The organism is Levilactobacillus paucivorans (assembly GCF_001437125.1).
Taxonomy (GTDB): Bacteria; Bacillota; Bacilli; order Lactobacillales; family Lactobacillaceae; genus Levilactobacillus; species Levilactobacillus paucivorans.
Genome location: NZ_JQCA01000161.1, coordinates 1 through 1,636 on the forward strand (window position 1 = coordinate 1; position 1,636 = coordinate 1,636).

2 protein-coding genes are annotated in these 1,636 nt (G+C 48.5%); both read right to left on the reverse strand.

The features are described from left to right. Positions 1-91: 91 nt before the first annotated feature. Entirely contained in the window at positions 92-298 is a 207-nt protein-coding gene (locus tag IV54_RS10080) for a hypothetical protein (RefSeq protein ID WP_057879205.1), read from the reverse strand. A 160-nt stretch (positions 299-458) separates the two neighbouring features. Further along, on the reverse strand, positions 459-1,636 hold a 1,178-nt coding region (locus IV54_RS10085), incomplete at its 5' end, for a C40 family peptidase (RefSeq protein WP_083488577.1).

Below are 1,636 nucleotides of genomic sequence, written 5' to 3' on the forward strand. Positions count from 1 at the left end.
CAAGATTGTCGTCACAATCTTGATACCTCTTACTTTAGGATGTTTGACAGAGAACCCTTTTTTCGTGGCTATCTAACCATTATTTGTTTGTTTAATCTTCCGAAGCAGCCATTGCTTCCAGAATCATGTCCAGTTGAGCGCATTTATCTGACAACGAGGTCATTTCTTCACCATAATGGGGTTCAATCCGTACGGTGTCCTCACTGGGACGAATGCTCTCCGATTCCTTCCGTTTTAATGTCGCCAACTGGTTGTTAGCTTGCCGATATTCTTCCAGAATCTCTACTCGATTACTCATCCTTCAACAACTCCTTTAACCAACTATAGAATTTTTTAACACGTCTATAAATGACTAAAAGGAATCATACCACTTGCCTGCCGATTTGTTAACGATTTTCTTAACTTTTGTTCACGAAAAGGTAAAACTGGCTAAACGGCCGGCAATTGGTCGCAACAGTCTACTTCAATGTCCCAGCAAATGATGGCATAAAGTACTTGCTAATCTGTTGAACCTTCACGTTGTCCCCTGGTTCAGGAGCAGCAACGAATTGGTTATTCCCTAAGTAGATCGCATCATGATACGTTGCCCCAGAATTACCCCAGAATAGGATATCCCCAGGCTTAGCAGTTCCCACGGAGTGCTTCGTGACGAAGGCTTCTTGAGAAACCGTGTTATGTGGCAAGTTCACGCCTAATGCGTTCTTGTAAACGTAAGCGACTAATCCAGAACAGTCCATCCCACTAAGTGACGATCCACCCCAAACGTATGGAATGTTAGCAGAGGCTAACTTCAAAGCCAACCCAGTCACGGACCCACTAGATAAGTTCGTGTTGGTCTTGGCACTCGATGAGGAAGACGAAGTCGTCGTCGATTGGCTAGCCTGTGAAGCCTGCTTCTTAACGGCTGCCCGCGTGGTCGTCTTGATGCGCTTGGTCTGACTAGTTGCCGTCGCATTCTGGCTACCAGTCTGCGTGGTCTGTTGCGTTTGGCTGGCGCTAGCTGGTTGGCTCACGCGACTCTGTTGACTCGTCTGGCTAGGTTGTTGGCTAGACTGAGCTTGTTCAACCTGACTGGAACTTGATTGGCTCACACTAGACTGGCTGGCAACGCTGGACGATGCCTGGCTAGTCTGTGATTGACTGCTTTGGCTAGCAGAGGATTGTGAAACGGGTGTCGTTTCAGCCACTGCTGCGCGTGTATGCTTTTCAGTACTTGCACTCGACGATGAACTCGTCGAGGTCGTACCTGAAGCTGATTGACTGGCACTAGCGGCTTGTTGCTTCTGCTGCTTAGCTGCTGCGGCCTGTTGTTCGGCAACGATTTGTGCCTGAACGGCGTTGGCCTTAGCGGTACTCTGACTCTGTTGCGTCGTTGATGTCGATGCCGTCGTGGACTCGCTGGTGGCCTTAGCAGCCCCCGTAGGCAACGTTAATTGTTGACCGACGCTCAGCATGTCTCCTGATAAGTGGTTGGCAGCTTGTAGCTGAGCCACAGAAACATGGTAAGCTTGGGCGAGATCCCATAACGTATCGCCAGACTTAACCGTAATTGTTTGCTTGCTCTGCGAAGATTTAACTTGCCTCGATTTAAAATTGAAGTGCAACACCTGCTCTACTAGACCAGTTCTTGAGAGCG

Bases quoted from the DNA above. Each gene is read 5' to 3' on its own strand.
- IV54_RS10080 (WP_057879205.1), bottom strand. From the start codon at position 298: ATGAGTAATCGAGTAGAGATTCTGGAAGAATATCGGCAAGCTAACAAC.